Origin of the sequence: Kribbella sp. NBC_00359, from assembly GCF_036097425.1 — a bacterium.
Taxonomy (GTDB): Bacteria; Actinomycetota; Actinomycetes; order Propionibacteriales; family Kribbellaceae; genus Kribbella.
Genome location: NZ_CP107975.1, coordinates 3,441,890 through 3,465,348, shown reverse-complemented (window position 1 = coordinate 3,465,348; position 23,459 = coordinate 3,441,890). Strand labels below are relative to the sequence as shown.

General features: G+C 69.3%; 21 protein-coding genes and 1 pseudogene. 8 read left to right on the top strand and 14 right to left on the bottom strand.

The genetic code is table 11. The features are described from left to right. The first annotated feature begins 10 nt into the window (after positions 1-10). Entirely contained in the window at positions 11-916 is a 906-nt protein-coding gene (locus OG876_RS16940; RefSeq protein ID WP_328525831.1) for an A/G-specific adenine glycosylase, read from the top strand. Between the two features lie 35 nt (positions 917-951). On the opposite strand, the gene OG876_RS16935 is transcribed toward OG876_RS16940, so the two are convergent. From OG876_RS16935 to OG876_RS16910, 6 genes are all read right to left on the bottom strand, one after another. Next, entirely contained in the window at positions 952-1,902 is a 951-nt protein-coding gene (locus OG876_RS16935; protein WP_328525830.1) for a DivIVA domain-containing protein, read from the bottom strand. A 72-nt stretch (positions 1,903-1,974) separates the two neighbouring features. Beyond that, positions 1,975-3,957, bottom strand: a complete 1,983-nt coding sequence (locus OG876_RS16930) for a kinetoplast-associated-like protein (protein WP_328525829.1) — start codon at positions 3,955-3,957, stop codon at positions 1,975-1,977. Between the two features lie 279 nt (positions 3,958-4,236). Next, the gene (locus tag OG876_RS16925) at positions 4,237-6,774 is read right to left on the bottom strand and encodes an ATP-dependent Clp protease ATP-binding subunit (protein ID WP_328525828.1); all 2,538 of its coding nucleotides are present in this window, start codon (positions 6,772-6,774) and stop codon (positions 4,237-4,239) included. Between the two features lie 339 nt (positions 6,775-7,113). After that, a complete protein-coding gene (locus OG876_RS16920; RefSeq protein ID WP_328525827.1) occupies positions 7,114-7,443 on the bottom strand; it encodes a histone-like nucleoid-structuring protein Lsr2 in 330 nt (109 codons plus the stop codon). A 307-nt stretch (positions 7,444-7,750) separates the two neighbouring features. Next, positions 7,751-9,271 carry a lysine--tRNA ligase gene (gene lysS / locus OG876_RS16915; RefSeq protein ID WP_328525826.1) on the bottom strand — a complete coding sequence of 507 codons (1,521 nt, stop codon included), beginning with the start codon at positions 9,269-9,271 and terminating at the stop codon, positions 7,751-7,753. Between the two features lie 9 nt (positions 9,272-9,280). Continuing rightward, positions 9,281-10,492, bottom strand: a complete 1,212-nt coding sequence (locus tag OG876_RS16910; RefSeq protein WP_328525825.1) for an MFS transporter — start codon at positions 10,490-10,492, stop codon at positions 9,281-9,283. 58 nt (positions 10,493-10,550) lie between these two features. Here OG876_RS16910 and OG876_RS16905 point away from each other — a divergent pair, with 58 nt between their 5' ends. The 4 genes from OG876_RS16905 (at position 10,551) to OG876_RS16890 (ending at position 13,264) form a co-directional block, all read left to right on the top strand. Beyond that, positions 10,551-11,129 carry a winged helix-turn-helix domain-containing protein gene (locus tag OG876_RS16905; protein WP_328525824.1) on the top strand — a complete coding sequence of 193 codons (579 nt, stop codon included), beginning with the start codon at positions 10,551-10,553 and terminating at the stop codon, positions 11,127-11,129. 74 nt (positions 11,130-11,203) lie between these two features. Then, the gene (locus tag OG876_RS16900; protein WP_328525823.1) at positions 11,204-11,650 is read left to right on the top strand and encodes an NfeD family protein; all 447 of its coding nucleotides are present in this window, start codon (positions 11,204-11,206) and stop codon (positions 11,648-11,650) included. Then, on the top strand, positions 11,638-12,564 hold the full coding sequence (locus tag OG876_RS16895) for an SPFH domain-containing protein (RefSeq protein WP_328525822.1): 927 nt from the start codon (positions 11,638-11,640) through the stop codon (positions 12,562-12,564). The genes OG876_RS16900 and OG876_RS16895 overlap by 13 nt, the downstream gene beginning before the upstream one ends. 46 nt (positions 12,565-12,610) lie before the next feature. Next, positions 12,611-13,264 (top strand): DedA family protein, encoded by a 654-nt coding sequence (locus OG876_RS16890; RefSeq protein ID WP_328525821.1) that lies wholly within the window; start codon positions 12,611-12,613, stop codon positions 13,262-13,264. On the opposite strand, the gene OG876_RS16885 is transcribed toward OG876_RS16890, so the two are convergent. Beyond that, entirely contained in the window at positions 13,250-14,548 is a 1,299-nt protein-coding gene (locus OG876_RS16885) for a hypothetical protein (RefSeq protein ID WP_328525820.1), read from the bottom strand. The two genes, OG876_RS16890 and OG876_RS16885, sit on opposite strands and share 15 nt — an antisense overlap. A gap of 134 nt (positions 14,549-14,682) precedes the next feature. On the opposite strand from OG876_RS16885, the gene OG876_RS16880 reads away from it, so the two are divergent. After that, complete coding sequence (locus tag OG876_RS16880) at positions 14,683-15,243, top strand: carboxymuconolactone decarboxylase family protein (RefSeq protein WP_328525819.1); 561 nt, start codon at positions 14,683-14,685, stop codon at positions 15,241-15,243. Here OG876_RS16880 and OG876_RS16875 read toward each other — a convergent pair. The 7 genes from OG876_RS16875 to OG876_RS16845 form a co-directional block, all read right to left on the bottom strand. Then, entirely contained in the window at positions 15,231-16,670 is a 1,440-nt protein-coding gene (locus OG876_RS16875) for a multicopper oxidase family protein (RefSeq protein WP_328525818.1), read from the bottom strand. The two genes, OG876_RS16880 and OG876_RS16875, sit on opposite strands and share 13 nt — an antisense overlap. 29 nt (positions 16,671-16,699) lie before the next feature. After that, positions 16,700-17,137 carry a hypothetical protein gene (locus OG876_RS16870; RefSeq protein WP_328525817.1) on the bottom strand — a complete coding sequence of 146 codons (438 nt, stop codon included), beginning with the start codon at positions 17,135-17,137 and terminating at the stop codon, positions 16,700-16,702. Positions 17,138-17,215: 78 nt separating this feature from the next. Beyond that, positions 17,216-17,980, bottom strand: coding sequence for a type III pantothenate kinase (locus tag OG876_RS16865; RefSeq protein ID WP_328525816.1), 765 nt, complete (start codon positions 17,978-17,980; stop codon positions 17,216-17,218). Then, entirely contained in the window at positions 17,980-18,834 is an 855-nt protein-coding gene (nadC, locus tag OG876_RS16860) for a carboxylating nicotinate-nucleotide diphosphorylase (protein ID WP_328525815.1), read from the bottom strand. Before nadC ends, OG876_RS16865 begins: the two co-directional genes overlap by 1 nt. After that, the gene (locus OG876_RS16855) at positions 18,827-20,488 is read right to left on the bottom strand and encodes an L-aspartate oxidase (protein ID WP_328525814.1); all 1,662 of its coding nucleotides are present in this window, start codon (positions 20,486-20,488) and stop codon (positions 18,827-18,829) included. The genes nadC and OG876_RS16855 overlap by 8 nt, the downstream gene beginning before the upstream one ends. Before the next feature lie 22 nt (positions 20,489-20,510). After that, entirely contained in the window at positions 20,511-21,338 is an 828-nt protein-coding gene (panC, locus tag OG876_RS16850) for a pantoate--beta-alanine ligase (RefSeq protein WP_328525813.1), read from the bottom strand. Further along, on the bottom strand, positions 21,335-22,177 hold the full coding sequence (locus OG876_RS16845; RefSeq protein ID WP_328525812.1) for a Rossmann-like and DUF2520 domain-containing protein: 843 nt from the start codon (positions 22,175-22,177) through the stop codon (positions 21,335-21,337). The genes panC and OG876_RS16845 overlap by 4 nt, the downstream gene beginning before the upstream one ends. Positions 22,178-22,254: 77 nt before the next feature. On the opposite strand from OG876_RS16845, the gene OG876_RS16840 reads away from it, so the two are divergent. Next, positions 22,255-22,818: a 2'-5' RNA ligase family protein gene (locus OG876_RS16840; protein WP_328525811.1), complete on the top strand. Its 564-nt coding sequence runs from the start codon at positions 22,255-22,257 to the stop codon at positions 22,816-22,818. Further along, positions 22,779-23,453, top strand: a pseudogene (locus OG876_RS16835) (SAM-dependent methyltransferase); the annotation flags it as partial. The gene OG876_RS16840 and the pseudogene OG876_RS16835, both read left to right, overlap by 40 nt. Positions 23,454-23,459 lie beyond the last annotated feature (6 nt).

Below are 23,459 nucleotides of genomic sequence, written 5' to 3'. Positions count from 1 at the left end.
TATCGGGTCTGTGCTCGACCAGTCAGGCTCGCCGCTAACCAGGACAGCTACCGCCTTGCACAAGCCGGTGCTGGAGTGGTACGGCGCCAACGCGCGAGTACTGCCCTGGCGGGAGCCGGACGCGGGCCCATGGGCAGTGATGGTGAGCGAGTTCATGCTGCAGCAGACACCGGTCAATCGGGTGCTGCCGGCGTACCAGGCGTGGCTGGAGCGGTGGCCGAAGCCGGTGGACCTGGCTGTAGAGGCGCCAGGTGAGGCTGTGCGGGCCTGGGACCGGCTCGGGTACCCACGGCGCGCCCTGCGACTGCATGCGGCGGCTCAGGCGATTGTGGAGCGTCATGGTGGTGAGGTGCCGGACGATCATGCCGCACTGCTCGCACTGCCGGGCGTTGGCACTTACACGGCGGCTGCGATCGCGTCCTTCGCGTTCGGCCGGCGGCACGCGGTCGTGGACACCAACGTGCGCCGAGTGCTCGCGCGAGCCCTCACTGGAGTCGCACAGCCCGGCATCTCCCCCACTGCGGCCGACCAGCGGCTCGCGGTGAACGCACTGCCGGCTGACGAGCCGACAGCCGCCCGTTGGGCGGTCGCCTCGATGGAGCTGGGTGCACTGGTCTGCACCGCGCGTACGCCGAAATGCGGCGAGTGCCCGATTCGTGGCCGGTGTGCTTGGGTCCTGGCCGGGAGTCCGCCGTACGAGGGGCCGCCTCGGAAGGGGCAGACGTACGAGGGCACCGATCGGCAGGCTCGTGGCCGGCTGCTGGCCGTGCTGCGGTCCGCGGAGGGCGCCGTACCCAAGACGGCGCTGGATGCCTGCTGGCACGACGTGGCGCAGCGGGAGCGCGCGCTGGACGGCCTGGTGGCCGACGGACTGGTGGAGCCGCTTGCCCACGGCCACTATCGGCTACCGAGTTGAGGGCCGGCCCGGGATCCGGGCCGGCCTCAGGTACTTCAGTTCTTCTTGCTGCCGGTGGCGGCTTGTTCGTCGTCGTCGGCCAGCAGGTCGAGCGGCATCGCCGGGCTGCCGGACAGCGTCGCCAGCATCTGGCGGACGTTGGTCAGCTGCGCGTTGATGCTGTCGCGACGCTGGGTCGCGGCGGCGAGCTCGCGCTCGGACTCGGCCCGGATCCGCTCCGACTTGTCCTTCGCGGCGGCAACGATCTCCTGCGCCTGACGGTTCGCGTCGGCCAGCTGCTGCTGGGCCAGGCGCTCGGCCTCGGAACGAGCCCGGTCGGCCTCGCGCTGCACCTGGGCGGCGCGGTCGGTGACGGCGGCCAGCTGCTGCTCGGCCAGTGCGGTCCGGGCGGCGAACTCCTGCTCGACCTTGCCCCGGCGCTCGGCCAGGGTGGTCTCGAAGGCGGCCGCGGCCTGGGCGGACTTGGCCCGCTCCTGCTCGTACAGCGCCTGGGCCTCGCTGCGCCGCGCGGTCGCGTCGCGCTCGGCCTCGTCGCGCATGTCGTCGGCCTGGGTGCGGGCCTCCTCGAGGATGCGAGCCGCCTCCGCGTCGACCTCGCTCTTCCAGTCCAGGGAGTACTGCTCGGCCTCCTTGCGGACCTTCTTCGCGTGCGCCTCGGCGTCGGCGACGATCGCCTCGGCGTCGGTGCGGGCACGGGTGACCAGGTCACGGGCCTCGTCGTCGGCCAGCGACAGAATCTTCGCCACCCGCTCACCGAACTCGGTGAAGGTCGGGGTGCGGTCCTTGTTCTCCTCCTGGGCGGAGATGACGGCCGACTCCGCGGCGTCCGTGCGGGTCTGCAGCTCCTGAACGTGCCGCTGCAACTGCTCGGACTGCTGCTGCAGCGCGGTCAGCGAGGTGGTCAGCTCACGGATGTGCTGGTCCACCTGGGCAGGCTCGTAGCCACGCAGAACGGTGCGGAACGGGGTTGGGCTTTCACTGCTCATGTCTTCTGATGCTCACTTCGGTGGGTGGGTGGATCACACATTGTCACTGACAAGGATCTGACTGTCACGTCCTCATCCTGATTCCCCCGTGGAACCCTCGCTGGAGGACATTCCACCACCTGAGCGGAAGCCGGGTACAGCGAGTGCCTCGATCACACCCGAAAGCTGGGTGAGCTCCTTGGTGATCTCATCACGGCGCTGGTTCAATGCCGCGACCCTCGCCTCGGCGTCGGCGAGAAGTTTTCGGGCCTGGGCACGCAGGTCGTCGGCGTGCTCACGGGCCTGCGCCTCGATCTGCTGGGCCTCGGCGCGGGATCTACGGATCAGTTCGTGCGACTGGCGCTGCGCGTCGGCCAGATCGTTGGCCGCGCGCTCGCGCAGGACCTGGGTGCTGGCCTCGGCCTCGGCCTCGCGCCGGTTCGCCCGCTCGATGATCTCGGCGGCGTCCGACCCGGCGGACGCCTTCAGCCGATCCACCCGGGCGTGGGCCCTGGCGGTGATCTTCTCGGCTTCCTGATCGGCCGCGGCCAGCATCGACTCGGCCTGCTCGGTTGCCGACGACAACGTCGTCTCCGCGAGCGTGGTCAGCTCCGCGTTCTCCCTGGCGATCGCGTCCTGGGTCTGCTTGAGCCGGCTCGTCGAACGGCCGACCACGCGGCGCAGGTGGGCCCGCTTCTGCCGGAGCAGCTCGGCGGCGTCGGCCGCGGCCTGGTCGCGGATCGACTGCGCCTCGGACTCGGCCGCGCCGATCAGGTCGTCGACCGTCTTCCTGCTCCACAGCGTCTGCTTCTCGGCCTCGGCCAGCGCCGCCTCGGCGGCCCGGTTGGCGTCCTCGACGATCCGCTGTGCCTCGCCCGTCGCCGTCCGGCGATCCGCCTCGATGGAATCGACCACCAGCTTGGCCTGGGCCCGCGCGTCGGCCATCAGCCGCTCGTTGCCGGCCTCGGTCTCGGCCTTGCGCTCGGCGATCTCGGCCACGGCCTCGGCCCGGAGCTTGTCGATCTCGAGCGAGATCGCGGCGAGCTTGGCCCGCTCGGTCTCCTCCAGCTCCGCGGTCCGGCGCTCCAGCTCCGACCGGTTCTCGCCGCGGAGGCGCTCGATCTCGGCGTGTGCCTCGGCGATCTGGATCCGGGACTTCTCCCGGGCGGCCTCGACCTCGCGCTCGACGGCCGCGCGCAGATCACTCGCCTCGGTCTCGGCGCGGGCGATCAGGTCGGCCTCGTTGCGCACGGCGGCCTGGGAGACCAGCCTGGCCTGCTCACCGGCGTCCGCGACCAGCTGTTGCGCCTCGCGGCCGGCCCGGTCGACCGTCGCCTGCGCTGACTCACGGGCCAGCTGGGCGTCTTCGAGCAGCTCGTCGGCCTCGTCCTTCAGCCGGGCCGCTTCGGCCTCGGCCGCGGCGATCCGGCGGTCCGCGGCGGCCTGCGACTCGACCCGCAGCCGGTCGGCGGCCGCCTGGCTCTCGGTCCGCAGCTTCTCGGCCGCGGCCTCGGAGCCGGCCCGGCGCTGGGCCACCTCGTCGGCCACCGCGACCCGGAGCTGCTCGGCCGCGGCCTCGGAGCCGGCCTTCAGCCGCTCGGCGATCGTCGTGGCCTCGGCACGGACCCGGTCGGCCTCGGCGGTCGACTCCGTCCGCAGCTGATGCGCGGCGTTGGCCGCATCGCGCCGTACCCGGTCGGCCTCGGCGGTGGACTCGGCGCGGAGCCGCTCGGCGGCCTCCTCGGCCTCGGAGCGGACCCGCTCGGCTTCGGTCTCGGCCTCGGTCCGCAGCTGCTCGGCGGCCCGCTCCGCGTCGTTCAGCAGTCGCTGGGCGGCGGACATCGCGTCGGCCCGCAGCTTCTGCGCGGCCGCCTCGACCTCGGCCTTCAGGTGCTCGCTCTCGGACCGGAGCCGGTCGGCGTCCTCACGGGCGAGGTCGTTCTCGTGCTCCGCCTGCTCCCGCAGGGTGTCGGCGATCCGCTGGGCCCGCTCGAGCACGCCACCCGCTTGCCGCACGCCAAAGGAACCGGTGTCGGCGACCGGTTCCTGGGTCAATGGCAGACGCGGAGCGTCCATGCGACGAGATGATTCCATCCCCGGCCCCCTTTCCGACAGTCCGGGTCCCATCAGCGTGGTCACAGCGTTACAACGCGGTACATGGGCGGGAAGTAACAGGACGATACGGCCATCCGGGTCGCACCATGTAACTCAAGCGTGTCTCCCTGTACGCACGTTACCGGCGCAGTACTCGCGCCAGTGGCCTGGACCGGTAGTCGTCCCCCCGACTGCCTGAAGCCTACGAAAAACAGCAGGCCCCGCGCGACTGCGCGGGGCCTGCTGTTTTGTTGCTGTCGACTACGAGTCCTGCAGGCCCGAGCCACCGCCGGCGGCGAGGTCGGTCAGCTCCAGGTCCGGAGTCGACGACTTCGGGTTGCCGGTGAAGGTGAAGTACTCGGTCACGCCGTCCGCGTCGACCGTGCCTTCGGGGGCGACGTCGACCACCACGATCTGGCCGGGACGCAGCTCCCCGAACAGGATCTTCTCGGCCAGGATGTCCTCCACGTCGCGCTGCAGGGCGCGGCGCAGCGGGCGGGCTCCCAGGACCGGGTCGAAGCCTCGCTTGGCGACCAGTTCCTTCGCCGCCGGGGTGAGCTCGATGCCCATGTCCTTGTCCTTCAGCCGCTCCTCCACCTGCGCGACCATCAGGTCGACGATCTTCACGATCGCCGCCATGTCGTGCTGGTGGAAGACCACGATCTCGTCGACGCGGTTCAGGAACTCCGGGCGGAAGTGCTGCTTGAGCTCCTCCGTCACCTTCGCCTTCATCTTCTCGTACGTGCCGCCGACGTCGCTGGCCTGCGAGAAGCCCAGGGAGACCGCCTTGGCGATGTCCTTGGTGCCCAGGTTCGTGGTCATGATGATCACGGTGTTCTTGAAGTCGACCACGCGGCCCTGGGCGTCGGTCAGACGACCCTCGTCCAGGATCTGCAGCAGCGAGTTGAAGATGTCCGGGTGGGCCTTCTCCACCTCGTCGAACAGCACCACGCTGAACGGCTTGCGGCGAACCTTCTCGGTCAGCTGGCCACCCTCTTCGTAGCCGACGTAACCGGGCGGCGAGCCGAAGAGCCGGGAGGCGGTGTGCTTCTCGGAGTACTCCGACATGTCGAGGCTGATCAGCGCGTTCTCGTCGCCGAACAGGAACTCGGTCAGCGCCTTGGACAGCTCGGTCTTACCGACACCGGACGGACCGGCGAAGATGAACGAGCCGCTCGGGCGACGCGGGTCCTTCAGGCCGGCGCGAGTACGCCGGATCGAGCGGGACAGCGCCTTGACCGCGTCCTCCTGGCCGATGTAGCGCTTGGCCAGTTCCTTCTCCATGTCGAGCAGCCGGGAGGACTCCTCCTCGGTCAGCTTGAAGACGGGGATGCCGGTCGCGGTGCTCAGCACCTCGGCGATCAGCTCCTCGTCCACCTCGGCGACGACGTCCATGTCGCCGGCCTTCCACTGCTTCTCCCGCTCCGACTTGGCGTTGATCAGCTTCTTCTCGTCGTCGCGGAGACCGGCGGCGCGCTCGAAGTCCTGCGCGTCGATGGCCGACTCCTTCTCCCGGCGCACGGTCGCGATCTTCTCGTCGAACTCGCGCAGGTCCGGCGGAGCCGTCATCCGGCGGATCCGCAACCGGGCCCCGGCCTCGTCGATCAGGTCGATCGCCTTGTCCGGCAGGAACCGGTCGGAGATGTACCGGTCCGCCATCTGCGCGGCGTTCACCAGCGCGGCGTCGGTGATCGTCACCCGGTGGTGCGCCTCGTACCGGTCCCGGAGGCCCTTGAGGATCTCGATCGTGTGCGCGATCGAGGGCTCGGCCACCTGGATCGGCTGGAACCGGCGCTCCAGCGCGGCGTCCTTCTCGACGTACTTGCGGTACTCGTCGAGGGTGGTGGCGCCGATGGTCTGCAGCTCACCACGGGCCAGCATCGGCTTCAGGATGCTCGCCGCGTCGATCGCGCCCTCGGCGGCGCCGGCCCCGACGAGGGTGTGGATCTCGTCGATGAACAGCACGATGTCGCCGCGGGTGCGGATCTCCTTGAGCACCTTCTTCAGGCGTTCCTCGAAGTCACCGCGGTAGCGCGAACCGGCCACCAGGGCGCCCAGGTCGAGGGAGTAGATCTGCTTGTCCTTGAGGGTCTCCGGGACGTCACCGCGGACGATCTGCTGGGCCAGACCCTCCACGATCGCGGTCTTCCCGACACCCGGCTCACCGATCAGGACAGGGTTGTTCTTGGTCCGCCGGGACAGCACCTGCATGACCCGCTCGATCTCGGTCTCGCGCCCGATCACCGGGTCGAGCTTCGCCTCACGAGCGGACTGAGTGTAGTTCCGGCCGAACTGGTCCAGCACCAGAGAGCTGCTGGGCGCACCCTCGGTGGGCGCACCGGCGCTCGACGGCTCCTTGCCCTGGTACCCGCTCAGCAGCTGGATGACCTGCTGACGGACCTTGTTCAGGTCCGCGCCGAGCTTGACCAGGACCTGCGCTGCGACACCCTCACCCTCGCGGATGAGGCCGAGCAGGATGTGCTCGGTGCCGATGTAGTTGTGGCCCAGTTGCAGGGCCTCGCGCAGGGAGAGCTCCAGCACCTTCTTGGCGCGGGGGGTGAACGGGATGTGCCCGCTCGGTGCCTGCTGCCCCTGGCCGATGATCTCCTCGACCTGGGAGCGGACGGCCTCGAGCGAGATACCCAGGCTCTCGAGAGCCTTGGCGGCGACCCCTTCACCCTCGTGGATCAGGCCGAGCAGGATGTGCTCGGTCCCGATGTAGTTGTGGCTGAGCATCCTGGCCTCTTCCTGAGCCAGGACGACTACCCGACGGGCGCGGTCCGTAAATCGTTCAAACATCGCCAAAGCGCTCCTTGCCTCAGAGGAGTCGGACGTGCCGTGTAGGCCGACCCCCGTACATGCATGCTAGTCCCCGGTGCCGACAGGCTCGCTCTGGGCGAACACAACATCACCACATCACCGGCCGGCCGGGAGGCATCACAAGGGAACAACCCCGCGGATCTCCAGGGTGTTCCCGCGTGCGCACCTTCGGACAGCGTGTTCGCCACCAGCGAATTTCACCGAACTACTTGCCCGGTCAGTCATCCGCCCCGGATCGGGGCTGTCCACACTGTGAAACAACCGGAATGCGGACGGTCCCGGCACCCTCACGGGGCCGGGACCGGCAGTCCTGCGGAATTACTTGGCTTCGTTGTACGCCGCCCGCACCTCGGCGGAGATCCGGCCCCGCTCGCTCACGTCGTAGCCGTTGTCCTTCGCCCAGGCCCGGATGTCGGCCGAGTCCGAAGCCGCCCGGCCCCGTCCCCGTGACCGGGCCGCTGCGCCGCGGCGACCGGACACCCGGCGTCCCGAACCGACGTACCCGGCCAGGGCGTCGCGCAGTTTGGCGGCATTCTTCTTGGACAGGTCGATCTCGTACGTCGTGCCGTCCAGCCCGAAGGTCACGGTCTCGTCGGCCTTACCGCCGTCGAGATCGTCCTCGAGAACCACCTGCACCCTTTGCGCCATCGATGACAACCTTTCCGCGCCCGCCATCGGGCACAATCCCTCTGCCGAATTGTTTGCACCTGATTTGTACCGCACAAACCGCCTTCGTGTCATTCACCTCCCGGAATGTGCCGGAAAGATGTGACCAAATCCGCCGGATCAGGTGGTCCCGATCGGCACTGTGCATCCGAGGTCACCTTGAGTATTCGCACCGGCCCGGCGGGGTGAATCCGGCCAGACCAGAATGAAAAGGACCCCGGGAATTGCCGTGACCGTCCGTTGTGCTATGCAACGATCGCGGCAACCCCGGGGCCCGGGTTTGCAGGAATCACTCCGGCCGGAGCAACGGGAACAGAATCGTCTCCCGGATACCCGTCCCGGTGAACAGCATGATCAGCCGGTCCAGGCCCATCCCCATGCCGCCGGCCGGGGGCATCCCGAACTCCATCGCCCGGAGGAAGTCCTCGTCCAGGTCCATCGCCTCCGGGTCGCCGGCCGCGGCCAGCAACGACTGTGCCACCAGGCGTTCACGCTGGATCACCGGGTCGTTCAGCTCCGAGTAGGCGGTGCCGAGCTCGACCCCGTTGATGATGATGTCCCAGGCCTCGACCAGGCCCGGAATTTCGCGGTGCGGCTTCGCCAGCGGCCGCACCGACTCGGGATAGTCGCGGACATACGTGGGCTGGATGAGGGTGTGCTCGACCAGCTTCTCGTACAACTCCAGCGCGATCTCGCCGGCATTCCAGCCCGGCTGCAGCTCGACGTCGTGCTGCTCGGCCAGCTTGGTCAGCCGGGTCGTGTCGGTGCCGATGTCGACGGCCTCGCCGACCGCCTCGGAGACCAGTTCGAAAAGGGTCGCGTGCCGGAACGGCTGCTCCAGATCGATGCTCGAACCGTCGCGCGCGGTGATCACGGTGTGGCCGACCGCCCGGCCCGCGTTCCGGATCAGGTCCTCGATGAGTTCGGCCATCGTGTCGTAATCGCCGTACGCCTGATAGGCCTCGATCATCGAGAATTCCGCGGCATGGGTGGAGTCGAGTCCCTCGTTGCGGAACGTCCGGCCGATCTCGTAGACCCGGTCGACGCCGCCGATCATCGCCCGCTTGAGATCGAGCTCGAGCGCGATCCGCAGCTTCATCTCCTGGTCGAACGCGTTCAGGTGGGTGCTGAACGGCCGGGCCGCCGCGCCACCGTTGGTGAGCTGCAGCACCGGGGTCTCGACCTCGATGAAGCCGTGCTCGTCGTAGGTAGCACGCAGTGACTTGAGTACGGCGGCCTTCGTGCGGACCATCTCGCGTGCCTCGGGGCGGACGATCAGGTCGACGTACCGGAGCCGGACCCGGGCCTCCTCGTTCAGCGGCCTGTGCTCGTTCGGGAGCGGGCGGAGGGTCTTGGCGGCCATCTGCCAGCCGGTCGCCTGCACGGACAGCTCACCGCGGCGACTCGTCACCACCTCGCCCTGCACGGACAGCAGGTCGCCGATGTCGACGAGCTGCTTGAACCGGGCCAGCTCGTCCGCACCGAGGTCGGCCAGCGACAGCATCACCTGCAGCTCGGTCCCGTCCCCTTCCCGGAGCCGGACGAAGCACAGCTTGCCGGTGTTGCGCAGGAAGATCACCCGGCCGGCCACCGAGACCTGCTCGCCGGTCCTGGTGTCGGGCTCCAGCTCCTGCCCGTCGTACTTGGCCCGCAGGTCCTTCAGCAGGTGCGTCCGCGGCACCGAGATCGGGTAGGGCTGCACTCCCTCCGCCAGCAGGCGGTCACGCTTCTCCCGGCGAACCCGCATCTGCTCGGGCAGGTCGTCCTGCCCGCTGTCGGGGTTCACCGGGTCAACGTGTGCGTCAGTCATGCCTAAAGGCTAGTGACTGAGCACCTCCACAGCCGAATCCTTTGTCCGGACCACCAGGAAGGACGCGGCGACAGCAGCCACCGCGCACGCGACCCCGCAGGCCACGAACGTCGATCGGGCCCCGAGCACAGCGCCGAGGAGACCGCCCAGCAGGAGCGCCACCAGGCTGCAGCCCCGGACCGTGCCCATCAGCGCCGCGTTCACCCGGCCGCGGACGGCCTCCGCGGACCGGGTGACGACCAGCGTGCTGGTGCCGGCATTGAGCATCCCGCTGCCGAACCCGCACACAATGGCGCCGGCGACGACCGTGACCACATTGCCGGCCAGCCCCATCACGACAGCGGAGGCGCCGATCGCGGCCATCCCACCCAGTACGGCGCGGGACCGGGACATCCCGGTGACCAGTCGTCCGGTGATCCACGCACCCACGATCGCGCCGCCTCCCTGGGCGGCCAGCACCCACCCGTACCCGGCCGCGTCGAGCCCGATGTCGTCGGTGATCAGGAACACCTCGACGATGTTCATCGCCTCGCCGACGAGCACCAGCACCCACAGGCACGGCACCAGGATCCGGAGCAGCGGATCGCCGAAGAGGCTGCGCAGGCCGGCCGACATCGCGCCCTTCTCCCGGACGGCGCCAGGCGCGGGGCACCGCCGGGTCACCACCATCCGTGCCACCGCGGCCAGAACCACGAAGGTGCCGGCGTCGACCAGCAGGGCTCCGCGGTCGCCGGACCACCCGACCAGGAGGCCGCCGACCGCGGAGCCGGCCAGGGTGGCCACTCCGACGAGGGCCTGGCTGGTGCCGGTGGCCCGGCCGACGAGGTCCTCGCCGACGATGCGCGGGATCAGCGCGCTCCAGGCGGGTCCGGCGACGGCCTGGCCCAGCTGGAGGACGCAGACCAGGGCCAGGGTTTCGATCAGCCCGTGGGAGAAGGCCAGCCCGATCCCGGCGGCCGCCTGCAGCAAACCCGACCAGACCAGGACCGTGCGGGAGTCGTGGCCGTCCACGATCCGGCCGGCGAACGGGATCATCGCCACGGTCGGTACGGCGAACGCGAGCAAGAGCGCCGTGATCGCGCCCGGCCCACCGTCGGCCGAGACCCGCAGCATCAGCGCGATGAGGGCGACCGAATCGCCCGCATAGGACAGCGCCCGGGCCGGCAGCACCAGGCGGATGTCGCGGTAGGACCAGATCGAAGTCTGAAGTGTTTGCTTCACAACTATGAAGTTAATGCTTCATATTTACCGGCGTCAAGGGCTTCGCTACGCTGACCTCGTGGCCGCGAAGAAGACCCGGAACAAGCGCGTGGTGATCACCGACCCACGGGCGATCCGTGCCCTGGCCCATCCGGCCCGGCAGCGGATCATCGACGAGCTCTACAGCGGCCGGGTGCTGACCGCGACCGAATGCGCCGAGCTGGCCGGCCTGACCCCGTCCGCGACCAGCTACCACCTGCGCGCGCTGGAGCGCTGGGGCATCGTCGAACGGGCCGAGGCCTCGGCGGACGGCCGGGAGCGGCCCTGGCGTGCGCTCGGCACCGGGCTGCAGATCGCGTCCCAGTCGGCCGAATCCGGCCGGCTGGCCACCCACGCGATGATGCGCAGCAACGTCGACCGGGTGCTTGAGCAGTTCCAGGAACTGTCGGCGGACGACCCGTGGGAGGACCTCAGCACCATGGGCCGGAACCGGCTGTGGCTGACCCGCGAGGAGACCGAGCAGCTCGCGAAGGACCTGAACGACGTGATCGACGGCTTCCGCAAGGGCCGGACGGCGACCTCGCATCCGGCCGGCACCCGGTCGATCAGCACGCTGCTGGCCGTCGTACCGACCGGCAAGCCGCCGCACGATAGCTGAACCGTTAGCTACAGATCTGCGTATCCCGGAGTACCTTCGAAAGAGAGGTACTTTCCGCCGCTAGGTGGTCCGTTATGCAGTCCTGGGTTCTGTGGTTGATCATCGCCGGCATCCTCGGCACGGCCGAGTTGATGACCGCGACATTCGATCTGCTCCTGCTCGCCGTCGCCGCGCTGGCCGCGGCCGCGATCGCCGGGCTGGGCCTGGGGATCGGGCTCCAACTGCTCGCGTTCGCCGTCACCGCCGCCGCGATGATCACGCTGGTCCGCCCGGTCGCCCGCCGGCACCTGATGGGACACCCCCAGCTGCGCACCGGCGTGGCCGCGCTGATCGGCCGCGAGGCCGTCGTGCTGACCGCGTGCGGCCGCGAACCCGGCCGGGTCAAGATCGGCGGCGAGGAGTGGAGCGCCCGTTCGTACGACCCCGACCTGCTCATTCCCGCGGGCACCAGGGTCGACGTCTTCGCCATCGAGGGGGCTACCGCCCTCGTGCATCCCCAGGAGGATCCATGGCCGAACTGATCATCGGACTGGTCGTCGCCCTGCTCGCCATCGTGCTGGTCATCCGGACCGTCCGGATCGTGCCGCAGGCGCGGGCCAGCAACGTCGAACGTCTGGGCCGTTACCTGCGCACCCTCGAACCCGGGCTGAACATCCTCATCCCGTTCGTCGACCGGCCCCGGCAACTGATCGACCTGCGCGAGCAGGTGATCTCGTTCGAGCCGCGCTCGGTGATCACCGAGGACAACCTGGTCGTCGACATCGACACGGTGCTCTATGTCCAGGTCACCGATCCCCGCGCGGCGGCGTACGAGATCGCCAACTTCGAGCAGGCGATCGAGCAGCTCACCGTCACCACGCTGCGCAACGTGATCGGCAGCCTGGACCTGGAGAAGGTGCTGACATCCCGCGAGCACATCAACTCCCAGCTCCGCGGCGTACTGGACGAGGCGTCGGGCAAATGGGGTATCCGGGTGAACCGGGTCGAGCTGAAGGCGATCGACCCGCCGCCGTCGATCAAGGAGTCGATGGAGAAGCAGATGCGGGCGGACCGGGAGAAGCGGGCCGCGATCCTCACCGCCGAGGGCGTGCGGCAGTCCCGGATCCTGACCGCCGAGGGCGAGCGGCAGGCGGCGATCCTGCGCGCCGAGGGCCAGGCGAAGGCGATCGACACGGTGTTCGAGGCGATCCACCGCAACGACCCGGACCCGAAGCTGCTCGCGTACCAGTACCTGCAGATGCTCCCCGAGCTCGCCAAGGGCCCCGGCAACACCTTCTGGGTGATCCCGTCCGAGGTCACCGCGGCCTTGCAGAGCGTCACCAAGGCCTTCAACGGTCAGGTTCCCAACCTTCCCCTCGGCCAAGTCCCCGAGGTGCCCAACGGGCACGCCCCCGAGGTTCCCAACGGCCACGTCCCTGAGATCCCCCCGAAATAGGTGCCCTGTCACCTAATCGGTTGCCCCCGAATGTCACTATGGGTGCATGGGGGAACCTTGGCTTGCGCTGGCGATCGCGATCCCGACCGGTGGGATGGCGATCCTGGCGTATCTGGTGGTCGGACTCGTCATCGGCGTCGAGAGCATGGGGGTGCCGCTGCCGGGTGAGACCACGCTGGTCGCGGCGGCGCTGCTCGCTTCCCAGGGGCACCTGCACATCCAGTACGTGATCGGCGCGGCCGCGATCGGGGCGATCGTCGGCGACTCGATCGGCTACTTCATCGGCCGCAAGGCCGGCCGCGGCCTGTTCGAGCGGCTCGGCCGCCGGTTCCACCATTTCTCCGAGGACCGGATCGTCCGCGCCGAGAAGTACTTCCACAAGTACGGCGTCTGGACGGTGTTCTTCGGGCGCTTCGTGGCCCTGCTGCGGATCTTCGCCGGCCCGATGGCCGGCATGCTGCGGATGCCCTACCCGCGGTTCCTGGCCGCGAACGCGGCCGGCGGCATCGCCTGGTCGGTCACGATCGGCATCGTCGCGTACAAGGTCGGCGACAACGCGGACAAGATCTTCGGCCGGGTGTCGGTGTGGGCCCTGGTCGTGATCGGGGTGGCCGCGGTCGCGGCGTACGTCGTCCACCGGATCCGCAAGCGGCGGCACGCCGCGCCGACCGTGCCGGAGCGCCAGTCAGCGGATGTGTAGCGCCAGCTGCGGCGTGATCGTCCCGCTCATCGACCGGCCGAACATCATCGCGCCGGGGATCACGAACCGGTAGACGAAGTCACCCGCCTGCCCGGCGGTGAAGGCCAGCGCGGTCTGCCCCCGGCGCATCGCCGTCGCCTTGACGTTGGCCCACTTGCGGGTCTGCCGGTTCCAGGCCTGCAGCATCGCGGTCGAGTTCATCGCCGGCTTGACCGTCGCGAAGACGGTGACGCTCGTGCCGCGCTTCTTGGCCGTCTGCCCGCCGATGAACCCGGCCGCCGCGATCCGGACCACACTGCGGGTGTACGCCGGCCTGCTGGTCGACGACCCGGTGATGATGCCGGCCTTGCTGTACGCCGGCACGGTGATCTTGTACGGCCGGCTTCCACCGGTCGGTACGGCGATGTCGTAGTGCCCACCGGCGGTCGTCGTACCGCGGGCCGCCGGGGTCCAGCGGGAGCCCGGGGTCACCTGGGTCAGCACCACCACCGGCACGCCGGCAGGCGTCGCGCGCTGCTGCACGCATGGCGTCTCCGCCTCGCAACCGACCTGCTGCAGGACGACTCGCCCGCGGATCACGATCGGCACGCTGAACTGGGCCAGACCGGGCACGGCCGCATTGATCGAGCTGGTCAGGCCGAGCACCTGCCCGCCCATCCGGGTGCTCCACTCGTTCTGGGTCTGGAGCTGGAACACGTACGGCGGCTTGATGCTCTTGATCACCTGCCGCGTCGACGTCGTCCCCGGGCCGATCGCCCGCAGCAACTCCCCGGGTCGCCCGACCATCGGGACGTACCTCTGGGTGTGCTTGCCCTTCACGTCGAGCGGATCGTCCGGGGTGAAGTCCTGCGGCGCCACCGGCACCGACCACTTGATCAGCACGCCCCGGCCCAACGGGGTCGCACCGGCGGCACTCGGCTGGACCGGGCCGTCGGTGTCGAATACGACCGAGCGGGCGAGCTTGCTGGTCACGCCACCCTGCGACGTCCCGGTGGCGACCGCCACCTTGTAGTTGCCGTCCGGCGGGAACGCCGACGTCGGGATCTCCCAGCTGTTCGGCTCGCCGGCCGCGATGTACTTCACGTACGACGGACTCTCGCTGAGCACACCCTCGATCGTGATCCGGTTCGGCGCGTTGGCGTCCTTCCAGGTGACCAGGACGGCGGCCCGGCCCTCCGGCGCCCACGCGACCGCGACGTTCGTGGGCACCGGGTCCGACGCGCAGGCGGTGAGCGCGGTCGCACCGACCAGCGCTGCCAGCGCAACGGCGAGGGTACGCCGCACTCGGACCACCTCGTCTCAGCTGCCTCACAACCAACCGGGTGAACCATACCCAGTAGTGGGCGCCTATCCCGAGCGACCGTTGCCGGATCGGTATGGCGCTTCTACCGTGAGGAGACCCACAAGGGGGGAACACCATGGCATTCATCGACACACCGAAGGACCCGGAGTTCTTCGAGCAGAACCGGGCGCCGGCCGGCCACGTGCCCAACTTCGTCACCACGTTCGCGGCCCGTCCGGCTGTGTACGACGCGTGGAAGCAACTCAACGGCGCGATCAAGGAATCGATGGACCTGCGCCGCTACGAGCTCGCCACGCTGGCCGCGGCGACCGCACTGAAGTCCAGTTACTGCTGCCTCGCCCACGGCCAGGTCCTGGCCGACAAGTTCTACACGTCCGAAGAGGTCGCGGCCCTCGTCAGTGAGCCGGCGAACGACCCGGTCGACCGGGCGGTGATGGCCTTCGCCCGCAAGGTGGCGCTGTCCGCCGACGCCGTCACGCAGGATGACGTGGACGCCCTGAAGGCCCTCGGCCTGACCGACACCGACGTCCTCGACGTGGTCCTGGCCGCGGCCGCGCGATCCTTCTTCTCCAAGACCCTCGACGCGACCGGCACTCCCCCCGACGCGGCCTTCAACGGTCTGCCGGAGACGCTCCGTACGGCGCTCACGGTCGGGCGGGCGATTCACTCCGGCTGATTGTCCGGCCCGCCGCCCAGGTGGAACTTCGTGGTGACCCCGGTGTACATCAGGTGCGTGACCAGGCCCTGCGCCGCGTGCGGCAGGTTGTGGCAGTGGTCCATCCAGATGCCCGGGTTGTTCGCGACGAAGGCGACCTCGTAGGTCTCCTTGTCCTCGACATTGAGCGAATCGGTCCACCACGGGCTGCCGGTCGCGGCCACACCGTTGCGACTCAGTACAACGACGTGGTGGCCGTGCAGGTGCATCGGATGGACCTGCCCGGAGGTGTTCTTGATGGTCATCCGGACGATGTCGCCCTCGGTCACCACGAACATCGGCACGTCCGGGTACTGATGCCCGTTGATCGTCCACCACAGTCCGGGCTTGCCCTCGAAGAACCCGATCCGCCGCCCGATGTTGTACTGGAACACCCGCGTCGCCTTCGCCGGATCGATCCCGAGCGACTTCGGCGCGCCATAGGTCAACAGGTCGACCTGATCCCGCGGTTGCGTACCGGTCGGCGCACTGCCGTCGCCGATCACCAGAGTGGTCGGTCCTCCACCCAGACCGATCCGCACCGCCGACCCCTGCGGGATCGTCACCTGCAGGTCGATCCGGCCGCCCGCAGTGACGAGTACCGTCTTGCCACTCACCTCCGGCGGCGCGTTCACCTCGTTCCCGTCCACCGCCACGACCTTGTACGGCGCTCCGTCGACCCAGGCCGCCATCGGTCCGTTGTCCGTGTTGATGAGTCGCACCCGGACCGACGGACCAGGTGCCGCCACCCGGCGTTCGCCGTACTCGCCGTTGACTGTTCGCACCTTGTCATAGGTGTGGACCGCGGCGATCACGTCGCTGGGTGTGGGCTTGACAATCAGTACGCCGTACAGGCCCTTCTTCACCAGTTCGTGCGAGACCTGGTGGGAGTGGTACCAGTACGTGCCGGCGTCCTCCGCGACGAAGCGGTAGACGAACGACTGCCCGACTCCGACCGCGTCCTGGGTGACTCCGGCGACCCCGTCCTCAGCAGCCGGTACGTCGACGCCGTGCCAGTGCAGTGTGATCCCTTCGGGCACGGACTCGTTGTGCAGGGTGACCTGGATCAGATCGCCTTGTTTTGCGACGATCTGCGGACCCGGTGACTTGTGGTTCAAGGTGTAGCCGTCCATCGACCCGCGGCCGGGGATGTCGAACTTCTCCTTGCGGGCCACCAGATCCACCACCACGTCGACCGTTCGATTCGCCGGCCCGGTGAGAGTGCTGACGTCGACGCCGTGATGCACGTGCTCCGCCGGCCCACCGCCGAAGTCGGCGTACCCCATCGCCATCGGCGACAGGTCGTTCGGCACCAGGCTCCGCTGCCAGAAGAACGCGATCGGCGTCAGCACGACGAGCGTCGCGAGGATCGCGATCAGGACCCGGCGAGGCGGCAGCCGCACCGTCACGGCCGCCGTCCGTCAGTTGCCAAGGGCATCTAAGCGGTCGCCTCGGTCGTGGTCTCCGTGGCGGCGACCGGAGCCCCGGCGGCTCGCCGGGAGGCGATGGCCGCGACCGCGAGGAGCGCGAAGGCGTTCAGGCCGTGCAACAGCCCGACCACAGGTGCGCCGAACGACACGAACGCAAGCGCGATCTGCAGGACGACCAGGCCGAACACGTACAGCGCCCACCTGATTCCGCCCGGCACGTGCGCGAAGAACGACACGATCAGCAGCAGCAACGCGAGGATCGGGATCACCAGCGTCCCGAACTGGCCATGCAGCGTGTGACCGATGTTGCCGTCGTAGTTCTTGTCGATCACCAGGCCGTCGTCCATGTCCTTGATCGCCGTGAACCAGCCGAGGGCGATGAACATCGCCTGTAAAACCACGCCGACCGCAACGAGTCCGGCAAGTACCCGATAAGTAGCTCTCATGATCTCCCCCCACGGTAGCTGACTTCATGGTGATCCAGATCACCTGAAGGGCACAAGAGCTTTTGCCCGATGAGGCAACTATTGGTGGTTGCGGGCGAACGCCTGCTGCAGACCGTGCAAAGTGAGCAACGGCTCGTGACGAATCGGGGTCGCCAACTCGCCGGCGAGCAACGGAGCGAGAGCGCCGGTCAGCACCACCGGAGTCGCGGGATCAAGCGACTGCTCCACGCGGATCCGGTCGACCAGACCGTCGACGAGGGCCGCAAAACCGTGGATCGCTCCGGATTGCAGGGCTTCGACCGTGTTCTTGGCGACTACGGAGCGCGGCCGGACCAACTCGACCCGGCGCAGCTGGGCGGCCGCGGTGCCCAGCGCGTCGGTCGCGGTTTCGATGCCTGGGGCAATCACTCCGCCGATGAACGCGCCGGCCGGACTGACCACATCGATGGTGATCGCCGTCCCCACGTCGACGACCAGGCAGGGAGCGCCGTACCGCTGGACCGCCGCGAGGGCGTTGGCGATCCGGTCGGTGCCGACCTCGCGCGGGTTGTCCACCAGCACCGGCAGCCCGGTCTTCACCCCCGGCTCGACCACGACGCTCGGCACGTCCTGGTAGTACCGGGCGACTACCTCCCGCAACTCGTGCAGCACATGCGGTACGGCGGAACACACCGCGACCCCTGATACCGGGGACTCGCCGGCGAGCAGCCCCTGCAACAGGACCGCCCACTCGTCCGCCGTCCGGCGAGGGTCGGTGCCGACCCACCAATGCCGCTTGACCGCCCCCTCGAAGACCAGGCCGACCAGGGTCCTGGTGTTCTCTACGGCCACAGCGAGCAGCATCACGCTTCTCGCAGGTCCAGGGCGATGTCGAGGACCGGCGCGGAGTGGGTGAGCGCCCCGACCGCGAAGAAGTCGACGCCGGTCTCGGCGACCGCCCGGGCCTGATCGAGGGTCAGGCCGCCGGAAGCCTCCAGCCGCGCCCGGCCGGCCACCTTCTCGACCGCCTCGCGCAGCGACGGGATGTCCATGTTGTCCAGCAGGATCAGGTCTGCACCGGACTCCAGCGCGATCAGCGCGTCGCCGACCGTGTCCACCTCGACCTCGACCGCGATGTCCGGATACGCCTTCCGGACCAGCCGGAACGCCTCGGCGACCCCGCCGGCCGCGATCACGTGGTTGTCCTTGATCAGCGCCGCGTCGGACAGGCCCATCCGGTGGTTCTTCCCGCCACCGCACCGGACGGCGTACTTCTCCAGCGACCGGAGCAGCGGCATCGTCTTGCGGGTGTCGCGAATGACCACGCCGGTGCCGTCGACCGCGTCCACCCAGCGCCGGGTCAGCGTCGCCACGCCGGAGAGGTGGCAGAGCAGGTTGAGCGTCGTGCGCTCGGCGGTCAGCAACTGCCGGGTCTTGCCGCGGATCGTCATCAGGATGTCGCCCTTGCGCACCGAGGCGCCGTCGCGGACGGAGTACTCGAGCTCGACCTCCTCCGGCGCGGCGACCTGCCGGATCACCAGTTCGGCGATCTCCAGGCCGGCGACCACGCCGTCGCCCCGGGCGACCAGCTCGGCGACCGAGATCTGGTCCGGATCGACCGTGGCCGTCGTGGTGACGTCGACGCCCCCGGCCAGGTCCTCCTCGATGGTGGCCCGCACGAGGTCGGCGACCCACTGCCTGTCGACCGTCTCATCCATGCTGTTTCTCCTCGGATCCGTGCGGCACGAACGTGCTGACCGGCCGCGCCGACTGACCCTCGGACGGGAGGGTCAGGTCAAGACTGCCCGACCAGTGCCGGTCGTCGCGATCCGGGTAGTCCTCACGCCAGTGTGAGCCGCGGCTCTCCTCGCGCACGGTGGCGGCCTCGATCAGCGCCGACGCCACTGTGACCAGGTTGGTCGCCTCCCATCCCGGCGTACCGGGCTCGCCGGCGGGCTGCTCGATCAGCTTGCCCAGCGCCGCGCCGGCCTCCGACAGTCCGCTCGCACTCCGGATCACTCCGGCGCCGACCGTCATCGCCCGCTGCAGCTCGGGTACGACGTCCGCGTCGACCAGACCGGGGACACGGGTGTCCACGGCCGGCTCGCGCAGCTCGGGAAGACTGTTGGCCAGCTGGGCGGCGATCCGCCGCGCGAAGACCAGCCCTTCGAGCAGCGAGTTCGAGGCCAGGCGGTTGGCGCCGTGTACGCCGGTGCACGCCACCTCGCCGCACGCGTACAAGCCGGGCACTGAGGTCTGTCCGTGCAGGTCGGTCCAGACCCCGCCGGACGAGTAGTGGCAGGCCGGCGCGACCGGGATCAGTTCTCGCACCGGGTCGATACCGTGCGACCGGCAGGCCGCCAGGATGGTCGGGAACCGCACCCGCCACTTCTCGTCGCCGAAATGCCGTGCGTCCAGGTAGACGTGATCCTTGCCGGTGGCAAGCATTTGCCGCATGATCGCCTTCGCCACGATGTCGCGCGGGGCGAGATCGGCGAGCTCGTGCTGGCCCTGCATGAAGCGATTGCCTTCGTGGTCGACCAGGAACGCGCCTTCGCCCCGGACCGCCTCGGACACCAGCGGCTGCTGGCCTTTCGCGCTCTTGCCCAGCCAGAGCACGGTCGGGTGGAACTGCACGAACTCCAGGTCACGCACCTTCGCGCCGGCCCGCAACGCCAGCGCCATGCCGTCACCCGTCGACACGCTCGGGTTCGTGGTGGCGGCGTACAACTGACCGATGCCGCCGGAGGCGAGGATCACCACCCGGCTGCGGACCGCGCCGACACCGTCGAGCTGCCCCTCGCCCATCACGTGCAGGGTGACGCCGGCGACGGCGCCGTCCTCGGCGGTCAACAGGTCGATGACGAGGGCGTGCTCGATCAGCCGGATGTCGTCGGCCCGCTTGACGGCGGCGACGAGGGCTCGCTCGATCTCCGCGCCGGTCGCGTCGCCACCGGCATGCGCGATGCGGTTGCGGTGGTGCCCGCCTTCCCGGCCCAGCGAGAGGTCGCCGTCGACGGTGTCGAACCGCGCACCCAACTCGATCAGGTCCCGGACGGCGTCCGGCCCTTCCGTGACCAGGACGCGGACAGCCTCCGGATCGCTGAGCCCCGCGCCGGCGACGAGGGTGTCCTGGAGGTGCTCTTCGGGCGAGTCCTCCGGATCAAGGGCGGCCGCGATCCCGCCCTGGGCCCACTGGGTCGAGCCGGACGCAACGACGTCCTTCGTCACCACGAGCACGGATCCCAGCTCACGGGCCTTCAGGGCGGCGGTCAGCCCGGCGATCCCGGACCCGATCACCACCACGTCGACAGTGTCGGTCCAGCCAGGCTCAGGGGCGGCCAGCCGTTGCGGGACTGCGGGTGCGGTCATTCGGTGACCGTATCAATCGATTTCACCTGAGCGTGATGGAAATGTTGTCAATGAGACGGGTGGCCCCTACGCGGGCGGCGATCAGCATGCGGGCCTCGCCGGGGCCGATCACCGGGCCGAGGTCCGGTGCGCGCAGAGCGAGATAGTCGATCCGGACCGACGGGACCGCCTCGAGCTCGGCGTGGGCGGCGGCCATCACGGCGTCCGGGCCGTTCATGCCGGCCTTCGCTCCGGCGGTCAGCGCGCGATACAGCACCAGCGCCTCGTCACGCTCGGTCTCGTCGAGGTAGCGATTGCGTGAGGACAACGCGAGTCCGTCAGGCTCCCGCACGGTCGGCACCGGCACGATGTCGACGTCCCAGTCGAGGTCACAGATCATCTCGCGGATCAGCGTGAGCTGCTGGTAGTCCTTCTCGCCGAACAGGGCCAGGTCGGGCGCGGTCAGGTGCAGCATCTTCGCCACCACCGTCAGCACGCCGGCGAAGTGACCCGGCCGGACCATCCCCTCGAGCTCGTCGGCCAGTGGCCCGGGATGCACGGTGATGGACGGCTCGTTCGGGTAGAGCTCGTCGCGGGACGGGTTGAAGACCAGGTCGACGCCCTCGTTCTTGGCGATCGCCAGGTCACTGGCCAGCGTGCGCGGATAGCGGTCGAAGTCTTCGGAGGGCCCGAACTGCAACGGGTTCACGAAGATGGTCAGTACTACGCTGCCGTCCGGACCGACCCGCTCGCGGGCCTCGGCCAGTAGCGCGGCATGGCCGTCGTGCAGGGCGCCCATCGTCATCACGACCGCCCGCGGCCGGATCGCCGCGGCCGCTCGCAGTTCGGCCTTCGTCTGGGTGAGTCTCATCGCGGTGCCTCCCCTGTTCGATCCCGCTCGAGCACCTCGTCGAACCGTGCCACCGTGTCCGGGTCCAGTCGTCCGTCGGCCGCCGCCAACTCCACCGTCGCGCGGGCCAGTTCGGCGTACGTGCTCGCCGTCCGGTCCCGCAGTACGGACAGATGTGCTGCCACCGTGTCGACATCGCCCCGGGCAATCGGCCCGGTGAGCGCATGATGACCGGATCGCAGCGTGTTGTCGAGGGTTGCGGCCAGCAGCGGACGGAGTGTCGCGGCCGGATCCGCCACGCCTGCTTCCCGCAGGATGCCGACCGCCTGGGTGAGCAACGTTGTCAGGTGGTTCGCGCCGTGTGAGAGACCCGCGTGGTACCGCGCCCGCTGCTCGTCGGCCACCCACTGCAGCTGAGCCCCGAGAGCCTTCACCAGGCGCTCCACCATCGGCCGTGCTTCATCCGGCGCGGTTGCCGTGAACATGACGCCGTCCAGCTTCACCGCGCCCCCGGGAAATGTCATCGACGGATGCAGTGCCACCGGCATCGCGGCGAGCCCGGCCAGCGGTCCGAGTCCGTGGGCTCCGGACAGGTGGACGACGTACTGCGCACTGGTCAGCGGCAACGTGTGGGCGAGGTCGTGGATCAGGTCGTCCGGTACGGCGACCAGGACGACGTCGGCACGAGTGGTGACCTCATCGGCGGACAGCACAGGCACATGCGGAAGAAGACGGGCGGCGCGTTCGCGTGACGCGCCCGACCGTGCGGTGACGCCGACCAGGGGATGTCCGGCTGCCGCCAAGGCTGCTCCCACGGCGGTCCCGGCCCGGCCGGCTCCGATCAAGCCGATCCGTTCCATCACTCAACTCTCTTCGTTCCAGTCCCGCGCGGGGTACCAGACGACCTCCCTGCCAGCGTAGGTGATGAGAGCATGCGATGGTGAGCGATGCCTGGGCCGCGCGGAGTGGGTTGACCGCGATTCTGATCACAGTCCCCGAACTTGCGGCGTACACCGAGCGCTGGCGCTCGGTGTCGCGGTCGACCGCGCGATCACACGTCCCACTGACCGAGCTGATCCCGCCACACGTCACTGTGCTGGTCCCGTGGGTCGCGGAGCCCACGGAGGCCGACGTCCGGCGACTGGCGGATGCGGTGACGTCGTTCGAGCCGTTCGAGGTCAGCTTCCCGACCGCGGGTCAGTTCCCGAACGGCACTGCATGGCTGAAGCCAGAACCGTACGACGCCGTCGTCTCGTTGCTGCACTCGGTCTTCCAGGCCTTCCCTGAGTGCCCGCCGTACGGCGGTGAGTTCCCGGACCCGCAGCCACACCTGACCATCTCGTCGTCCGAGCAGGGCGGCCCGGCGGTCGTCGCGGAGGCCCGTGAGGCTCTCGCCGCCGCGCCCGCGCCACGTCTTCAGCTCACCGAGCTGGGCCTGTGGCGAGAAGGTGAGGACGGCTTGTGGGTCCAGTTCGGCGCCGTACCGCTGGGTGCGCGGTGACCACCTTCCGGGCTGCCTGGCAGACGGCGCTCTACGGCCCCGCTGGGTTCTACCGGCGGGAACGCCCGGCTGGCCACTTCCGTACGTCGGTGCACGCGTCGGCGCTGTTCGGCCAGGCCATCGCCCGGTTGGCGCGTGCGGTCGGTGCTGATCAGGTCGTGGACATCGGCGCGGGCTCCGGCGAACTGGGCAAGGTGTTGCGCGACGAGGGCTTGCCGGTGGTGGAGATCGAGCTGGACGACGATCTACCGCCGTCGCTGACCGGCCTGGTCGTCGCCAACGAGTGGCTCGACAACATCCCGTGTGAGCTGGTCGAGTGGGACGAGGACGGCGTACCGCGCTATCTGTCGGCCGACCTGACAGCGGGAGATGTTGTCGATGGCAACGATCTGGACTGGTTGCGGCGCTGGTGGCCCGGCGAGCCCGGCGACCGCGCCGAGATCGGCCGGACCCGCGACGAGGCGTGGGCATCCGTGGTCGACCGGTTGGCGGATGGTGCAGTCGCGATCGCCATCGACTACGGACATCTCCGCACCGACCGGCCGCCGTACGGGACTGTGACCGGCTTCCGGGCCGGGCGGGAGTGCGAGCCGGTCCTGGACGGCTCGTGCGACGTGACGGCGCATGTGGCTTGGGACTCG